This window comes from Peribacillus sp. P4_D6, assembly GCF_056401795.1.
Window position 1 is genome coordinate 1 of sequence record NZ_JBFUIQ010000146.1, and the last position, 8610, is coordinate 8610.

The window sequence follows — 8610 nt, forward strand, 5'->3', positions numbered from 1 at the left end:
TTACTCAAATGTTACAATGTTAATAATCACCATTTTAAAATCGCTAATGGCTGTGGAATGGATGGAAGCTGGATTCGTTATATCAACTATTGATCAAAATAACCGATAAAATCCCCTTGGTCCTCATTTTGCAGATATAATACCGTTTCTTTGTCAGAAATGGTTGGCAGTCCGAATTTTTGATCATACCTCTCAATTCCTTTACCCGTAATGATAATCCAATCCCCTTCTTTTCCTGCTTGTAACGCCTCCTGGATAGCAAAGGTACGATCAGGAATAACCTTCCCATTTCCAGCTGAGTAATCGCTAAGCAGTTTGTTTAGTGTGGATTCCATCCCGTCCATCCCTTCCGAATTCAGATCATCCATTGTCAAAATCAAAACATCACTATGTTCCGAAGATACTTTAACCATTTCAGCCCTTTTGGTTGTATCTCGTCCACCCCGGAAACCAAAGATATGATAGATCTTTTTGGCCCCACATTCTTTGGCCGTTTGAAGCATGTGATGAATGGCATCTGCAGTATGTGCATAATCGATGACTATAGTCGGCCCAGATGCTTTCTTATATATTTCAAACCTTCCTGGTACACCGGAAAATCGTTTCAATGAAGTGAGAATTTCCTGTTTTGAAATTGGAAACATCTTCGCTACGGAATAGGCAGCTGTTGCGTTATATAAATTATGAAGTCCAGGTAAAGGTAACTCAATTTTCACAAAGTCATGATTCTCATTCAATAAAATAAAGTGGTTCGTTGCGGTATTATAATTGGTTATGGCTAAATCGCAGCGATTGGATTTTCCAAAAACAAAGGCACTGACATTCTTCTCCCATAAGTATTCTTGCAGTTTCCCACCCCAGAAATCATCTCCATTAATAACCGCAAGACCACTAGGTTTCAATTTTTCAAAAAGCAGTAATTTTGCCAGGAAATAATCCTCCATCGTACCGTGGAAGTCAAGATGGTCATGATACAAATTCGTGAAGACACAGAAATCAAAATCAATTCCTTCTAAACGGTATTGGGCTAATCCATGTGAAGACACTTCCATTATGACAACCATGTCCCTACTTTCAACCAGCAAGGAATTCAATTCCATGGTACCTGGAGTCGTATTATGGGAATCGACTTTGTTTCCATTGATAATATGCTGTATCGTACCAATGACTGAACAGGTTACTCCATTCTCTTCTAATATTTGCTGAAGCATATAGCTAGTTGTAGTTTTTCCATTTGTGCCCGTAATTCCTATCATTATTTTTTGATTGCTGGGATCTCCATAAAACCTTTTGGCGCTTTGTCCTAATGCTTTACGGCTGTTCTCCACTCTTAAATAAGGAACTTCCAAACCCTTAATATCTCGATTGCCAATCACAGCCGATGCCCCTAAGCGAATTGCATCATTGATGTAATTATGGCCATCGGACTTATATCCGGTTACGGCAACAAAAAGGAATCCTTTTTTTATTTCTTTAGAGTTATCGGTTACACCTGTTATGGATATATGTTCAACGTCCTTCGGCAAATCCCCGTTTATCGCTTCTTTCAATATGTTTTTAAGGATCATTAACTTTTCTCCTTTGTAAGCTATTCACTTGCATAAGTACAATAAGCCCATTTTTAGTATTAACCAGTACTCCTAAAATAAATGTAAATCCAGAATTTGTCAGTTTCAATGACGTAATAAGAAGAAAAAAGAAAGAAAAGCAGCCAATTTTGGCTGCTTTTCTAATGGTTGTAGCTGTATTCAGGTGCTGGCACACCGCAAGATGCTTACGATTGAACTTCCAGAGGTTTCGTTTCGACCTTCTGATTGTACAATGGCAATATGAAAAACATTCCTAGAATAAAAAAGAAAGCGGCGGTTTCAAATATGGCGAAGAGTGAAAATTGCTCTTTCAGCACGCCTGCCGCACTCATGGTCAACACCATTGATCCAGTGAATAATGGGCTTAAGATTCCATTGACCCTTCCGATGAACTCTCCCTCGGTCCTCTGCAATATCAATGTATTGATCCCGATTTGGATACAAGGAAGCATTAGCCCATTAAAGAACTCGGCAGTAAGTGTAATCCAAAGATTTGTCGAAAGCCCCATTACCGCCAACCCTATGGCATTTACAAGCATTCCGAAAGCTAATAATCTTTGAGGTGCCACCTTTTTGGCAAAGATCATTACACCGGCTCCGCCTAAAATCATACCAAACCCATTCACCATAAATAACCATTGGAGATTTTCCTTAGGCAGTTCCAGTTGTTCTGTAACAAGGAATATCGAGAGCGGCTGAATAAAACCCAGTCCGAGCCCGGCAGCCAGAAAACATAAACCAAGCAAACTTAGTTCTTTTTTTCGTAATACGTAGCTCACACCGCTTTTCATTTCCTGCCATAATGTTGTTTTTGCTGTCCCCTCATTCAGTTTGCGGTCTTTTGGAAGAAAGGCGAGTGCGCCAGCTGAAAGTAGAAACGCCAGGCCAGTAATCGCAATCGAGGTGTTGATCCCGAAAGATTGGAAGGCAAATGTACCAAGAATCGGACCTAAAACCATAAATACTGCGAAGACGGTCTGATAAACAGACATCCCTGTCTGGATTTGACTTTCTGGCAAATGCATCTTAAATAGCTTCATGCCCGATGGCTGAGAAAATTGAGAAAGTATCGCCGAAATTAAAGTTGCGAAGAAAACCATTTTCCAACTGCCGAAGATTAGCGAGATAAGCACAGCAAATACAGAGATTGCACTTAAAATATCACACCAAACCATCGTTTTTTTCGGACTCCAGCGGTCAGCAAATGTGCCGCCAATAAATGAAAAAATAAAAATGGGTGCGAATTCTGCTACTGATATCATGGAAATGGCAAAGGCATCTCCATTTGTCTTCTCCATGACGAATAACAAAACGGCAAAATTCCGTACCCATATCCCTATTTGTAAAAACAACCCTGAGAAGATAATGGCCTGGAATACTCGATTTTTAAAAATGTTAGGTTCCTTATTATTTAATGTTTCAGATGTGTTATTCGCCAATATAAAACCCCCTGTGAAATATCTGGACAGGAGGCAGTACAATACAAATTTAACAAGGCAAAATATCCCTTATCGAAGGACACAATGATCTTTGTTTGTATTTTAATGTACAGACTAATCCTATCCAGAAAAAAATTCGTTTTAAGCACGCATTTTTTCTTAAAAAATAGGATTAAATGATCATTGTTTAAAGGTCACCCTTCCATTTTATGTTATTTTCATAATAATTTATTTAATCTGATAAATCAAGGGGAAATTAATAAACTAAAACTTTTTTTGGGGATGGGTTTGTTCTATTTATCGAATATAAAAATGGATTTCCTTTAAAAGAAAGCCCTTTAATATCCTTAAGCTTCAAAGGGCTGCCGCCGAATATGGCTTTTGCCCTTTGTTACCTTATCCATCATTTTTTCATGATCTTTTCCCGGGTTATCTCAAGCAAATGTGTTTCTTCTTTTCAGTTTTCCAATAAACGTTCTTGATTAGGATTGCCCTGTACAAGCAAATGGGAAGATGGCATTAGAATTTGATGTTCATGTAAAGCAGTCATCATTTCAAACCTCACGCTTCTCGATGTTTCAAAGTAATCATCAGGTTTCACAAGTCCCACTATGCATAGTTCATATCCAACATATTTTAGATTCGGATTTAAATCCGTAATGCCTATGTATCTAAAATCCTCTTCGGGTGTACCATCTTCCAGCCTTAGAAGGCTTTCACCATACTTATCATTACAGATAATACATATATCCTCCAACAGCCGTTTTACCTTTTCAGGATTTTCCTGGTAACTTACTGTAATGCGTTCAATGATTCGCATTCTCCCTTTATTAAAATTTTGAATCGTCCTGATTTCACTATGTGGGATGGTCAGCAATTTTCCTGACCATTCCCTGATCTGCATGAACCGGATACCGATTTCCTCAATCGTCCCGGAACTTGTCCCGTTGAATGTCACGAAATTCCCGACTCGGAATTCATTATCCGAAAGCCTTACAAATCCCAATAAGATATCCTTAAGCATTTGCTGAGCGGCAAATCCGATCACCACCCCTAAAATACCAGCTCCGGCTAAAATTCCTTTTAGGTCTATAAACTGTCCAATCAAATATATAAGGAAAAGCCCGGATATCCCGTACCTAAGAGAAGAACGAGTAACCCCCTGTATTGTTCTTTCGACTTCTTCGTCGAAAAAATTGGATCTTCTAAAAAACCATTCAACCAGTTTATTCAAAATATAATAAACAGCCAATAACAGTATAGCCAAAATGAAAAGCCTCAATAATAAAAATTCTTCCCAGTAATCCACAGCAAGCTCAGAAAATTTCAAGATATTCATGTTTTCACCTCCATTTTCACGTTTATTCAGATTCGATTAAAATCCAGTCATCATCCTTTCCGATTATCCCTTGATCAAGGATAAGTCTCGTTTTAAGGCGATAGGATACCCCTCGCTTATAAGGCTCCTTCAATATAGGCAGACAAAAGTTGAAAGGAATTTCGTTGCTTTCCCCTGAATTTATCTCCCTTGTAGACAAAATGGTGCTCGTTTTAAGGATCTCTTCCATTCCCGTAGAATGAGTATCCATGATCAAATCACATTCAATCCTTCTTATTCTTTGCGCAAGGGTACCACCCTTAATCAAAAAATATCCATTTATGCATTCACCGGATTTATACGTATTTTTCGGAAGGATTAAATCTATTTGTGCAGAACCTATTCCTAAAAGTAGCAAAGATTTTCTAAGTATCAAAGAATACACTCCATTTATATTTATTTGTTTTTCTATTAAAACCTACATGTTTATACATTTCCTTAAGGGGACTACAAAAAAACCTTTACCACTTTGGTAAAGGTTTACTAAAACAAAATAGACCTTTACCAATAGGTAAGGTCTGGCTAACAACAATATGCTGCCAACAACACCGAGAGCAAAGAACTCCGTAATGACGACATTGTTGTAAAAGCTACTCCCCTTTGGAGAATGTATTCAAGTATATAATTTATAATACGGTAGAATTAGAAAGTTTGTCAAACCATTATATTTTATTTTTTCCGGATCTGCCTGGGTAATTCGAGTTCTTTGAACATATGTTGATATTAATGAAAATATAATGAATGAACTTGTCCGTTGAAAGTATTCACTTCTTGGTTTTAAAAAGTTCATTTGGTGGAATAGGAAGTATGTAACCTCAGTCTATTGCAAATGTGAACGCCCTTTCAAAAAGAATATAGTGAACAAACTATGAATATGTAATAAAACCTAAAATTTATTTAAAAATTTACAAGATTTCTCTTTTACTTATGCCAAACTTGTTGTAATATAAATGTAACAATTGTAATATTTATTAAACTTTCGTTACATAAGTATCCTATTAGGGATTGGGGAGATATGATATGAAAAAACTTTTAGGTATGTTATTATCCATTATCATTTTATTTTTCACATTAAGTGGTCCGGTTACCGCAAAAACAACATCATTGTCTGACGCAAATGCATTAAAGATAGCAGATAATGCCAGCAAACATTTTTGGAATGCTTTATATGGATACAAAACCCGTTCATGTTCACAAAAAACTTTCAATTATAAAGGGACAGAGTATTCATACCTTTGCCAAGAGTTTAATACAAAAGATAAATTGACTGCCTACTTAGCAGAGACATTTACTAATAATGCAGTTGAAAAAGGGCTGACTAAATATAATTACATTACCCATAAAGGGAAATTAGCCCGTCCAGTCGGAGACGGCTTTAGCATGTTAGAGTGGAAAAAAGCAAAAATTAAATTAGTCTATCAAAAACAAAACGTTAGGTCATACAATTTAACAGTACCAACAGTCGACGGTGAGTCAGTAAAAAGAACGGTGACCTTTTATAAGTCCGGATCTACTTGGAAAGTCAATCAGTTCGATGCAGTTCAATAAAACATTGGTTAAAATGTAACGCCTCATATGCTGTATAGTTAGTTAAAAACTATATGGCATATGAGGTGTTTTTTGTTGTCCCTTGTATCTTGAGAAATAATCTTTCAGACTTGTATCAGCTCACCTTTCACTTCACAAAACATTCAAAAAAAAACACAGCTAAGATGCTGTGCCTTAACGGATTTTTGCCTTACGGAAGCCTTGATAGGTATCGTAGGCGGCAAAAATGATGGAGATGAGTATGAGACCCCAGTATATCGAGCTTTTCCATTCATCGATTGAGAATAGAGTTCTTTGGTATGCAAGGAATTCCGGGTTCAATAAATCAGGATTACTGATGATGATGATGAAAGCCAGAGTGTACAACAGCTGGTATATGGCATGAAAAAAAGCTAATTTCAGGGTCCATCGACCTAAAAATAATTTATATATCGTTAAGAGCATCCCAATGATAATGACGCAAGATACCAGCAGCCAATAGGAATTCAATACATCTTGATTAAAAGAAGGTGTCACGAAAATGAGACTGCCATTTCTTTTTTCATAGACGCCTAACAGGTTTGCTGCATTGAAATAAAGGGCTGCGAATACGGAAAGGCCTAACAAACTTGCAAAAACCTCGATCATAGGGACCGCTTTTTTCTTTGAAATGTTCGGAATATCTTTTAAGTTTTCCGGTGTCCATGGTTTCAAGTCTTTTGTTAGGGGCGACTGGTCTTTTGAAGTGTCCAAGCGTTCTAAAATGGCAAATGAAAGCGTTAACCAGAAAAACACTTGGATACCTGTACTGATGATACTTGAAATTCCTTTCCCGATTATTTTTAAAATTGCTTCCATAACCGTATTCCCCGTATCCCGAAACGGATTGTCCCCTACTAATGCGATTAGTGAAATGACTGCAGCGATTGGTAAAATCATCTTCAACAGACTGATATAAACATCATAATAACGAGGTCCGATCAGATGCATTGGCCGATCACGATAACCACTTGCCAGTGTAACCGGATCTCCTAATTTTAAAAGTACTTCTTTCACGTCTTGCTCCGTATGATCCTCCGGAAGCATATCTTCGATTGTGGATTGAAGCTCAAGCGCAATATCCGCCCGGTTTTTTTCTGGCAGCCTTCGGGTCACTTCCTGAATATAAAGTTCAATCAGCTCCATCTTCTCCCTCTCCTTTTAATAATATATAAAGCTCTTGAGAAGTTTTTTCCCATTCTTCCTTTAACTGCGTGAAGATTTTTCCCCCATAATCACTTAAAGAATAGTACTTGCGCGGTCTACTTTCAGAAGTATCCCAGCTGCTGGTCACCAATTCTTGTTTTTCCAGGCGGCGAAGCAAAGGATATAAAGTACTTTGATCAATGGTAATTCCAGACTTCTCTAAACGCTGGACAAGCGAGTACCCATACTGCGGAGTTTTGAGCTGACTTAAGACAGCTAACGTCAAAGTGCCTCTGCGCAGCTCAGTGGTTAATGAATTCAGTAAAGTGCTCATCCAATCACCCCTTCTCTATACTATGTGACGTACACCATACCTTATACTATGCATCATACACTATTTTAGTTCTTACACCAACATAAAAATGAAAATATATTTTATTTAAAGCATAAAAAAAGAAGCGGTTCACGCCTCTCCGTTTTTCCAATATTAATATTACACAAGAATGACCCACAATATCATCGCCGTGATAATCGTGACCACTCCTTGTATTAAGGTTGCCATTGTTTGAGCTTTATAGGCATCCGTCACTTTCATCCCGCTAAATTGGGTGACCACCCAGAAGAAGCTATCATTTACATGACTTACTGTCATCGCACCTGCTCCAACAGCCATGACTACCAATGCAAGAGGAACAGCCCCTTCAATACCCAACGTTGGAAGCATGKGGGCAATCAATGATGAAGTGATGACCAGTGATGCTGTCGAAGAACCCTGAGCCGTTTTCAACCCAGCAGCAATTAGGAACGGGACCAACAGGAACAAGGAACCGCTAAAGATGCTGCCCATATCCCAACTTTGGATGATGTCTGCAATCCCCGTATTTTTAATGACGGTACCAAATGCTCCGCCCGCCCCGGTGATCAATAAAATTGGCGCAGCATCCAATAAGGCGGCTCCTATCCAGTTTGTTAATGTTTCTTCATCATACTTAGGCAGCAATGTCAAAGCGGAAATTACTCCTACGAGCAATGCGATGACCGGCTGGCCCAAGAATACGAAAAATGCGGCAATCCCCCCTTCCGTTCCAAAGAGCGTTAATACAGAACTGGCTCCAATCAGGACAATCGGTAAAACGATCGGTAAAAATGATTGTAAGGCAGAAGGCATCTTGCCGAATGAACGGACAATTTCATCATAATCGTAATCCAGGTCACTTCGGTCATCTTCAACTTCTATCTTGGTCGCTACTTTCATTGACCATATATAACCAGCAAGTGCAGCTGGTATGGCCGTAATAAGACCTATCAAAATGACAGTCCCCAAGTATCCGTCCGCTCCGATATTTCCGGCTGCCGCAATTGGCCCTGGAGTTGGAGGTACAAGTGTATGTGTTGCATACAAACCAGTTGCAAGTGCAACTGACATGGAAGCAACCGCTACTTTTGCGCGTCTTGCCAACGCTTTTCTTAAGCTCGATAAAATAACGAAACC

General features: G+C 38.5%; 8 protein-coding genes. 1 reads left to right on the forward strand and 7 read right to left on the reverse strand.

Features of this window, described 5'->3' with window-relative positions; translation table 11 throughout:
- Positions 1–86: 86 nt before the first annotated feature.
- The 4 genes from AC1DVB_RS23370 to AC1DVB_RS23385 all read right to left on the reverse strand — a co-directional run bounded on the left by AC1DVB_RS23370 (position 87) and on the right by AC1DVB_RS23385 (position 4782).
- Complete coding sequence (locus AC1DVB_RS23370; RefSeq protein WP_328097510.1) at positions 87–1568, reverse strand: UDP-N-acetylmuramoyl-L-alanyl-D-glutamate--2,6-diaminopimelate ligase; 1482 nt, start codon at positions 1566–1568, stop codon at positions 87–89.
- A gap of 206 nt (positions 1569–1774) precedes the next feature.
- Complete coding sequence (locus AC1DVB_RS23375) at positions 1775–3028, reverse strand: MFS transporter (protein WP_057277615.1); 1254 nt, start codon at positions 3026–3028, stop codon at positions 1775–1777.
- Positions 3029–3485: 457 nt separating this feature from the next.
- On the reverse strand, positions 3486–4367 hold the full coding sequence (locus tag AC1DVB_RS23380) for a mechanosensitive ion channel family protein (protein ID WP_057277614.1): 882 nt from the start codon (positions 4365–4367) through the stop codon (positions 3486–3488).
- A 22-nt stretch (positions 4368–4389) separates the two neighbouring features.
- A complete protein-coding gene (locus AC1DVB_RS23385; RefSeq protein ID WP_082609342.1) occupies positions 4390–4782 on the reverse strand; it encodes a sporulation protein in 393 nt (130 codons plus the stop codon).
- 644 nt (positions 4783–5426) lie between these two features.
- Here AC1DVB_RS23385 and AC1DVB_RS23390 point away from each other — a divergent pair.
- Entirely contained in the window at positions 5427–5954 is a 528-nt protein-coding gene (locus AC1DVB_RS23390) for an IseA DL-endopeptidase inhibitor family protein (protein WP_057277613.1), read from the forward strand.
- A gap of 174 nt (positions 5955–6128) precedes the next feature.
- Here the strand turns inward: AC1DVB_RS23390 and AC1DVB_RS23395 are convergent, their stop codons facing one another.
- The 3 genes from AC1DVB_RS23395 to AC1DVB_RS23405 form a co-directional block, all read right to left on the reverse strand.
- Positions 6129–7118, reverse strand: a complete 990-nt coding sequence (locus AC1DVB_RS23395) for an HAAS signaling domain-containing protein (RefSeq protein ID WP_057277612.1) — start codon at positions 7116–7118, stop codon at positions 6129–6131.
- On the reverse strand, positions 7105–7452 hold the full coding sequence (locus AC1DVB_RS23400) for a PadR family transcriptional regulator (protein WP_057277611.1): 348 nt from the start codon (positions 7450–7452) through the stop codon (positions 7105–7107). The genes AC1DVB_RS23395 and AC1DVB_RS23400 overlap by 14 nt, the downstream gene beginning before the upstream one ends.
- Before the next feature lie 159 nt (positions 7453–7611).
- On the reverse strand, positions 7612–8610 hold a 999-nt coding region (locus AC1DVB_RS23405), incomplete at its 5' end, for a GntP family permease (protein ID WP_477591173.1).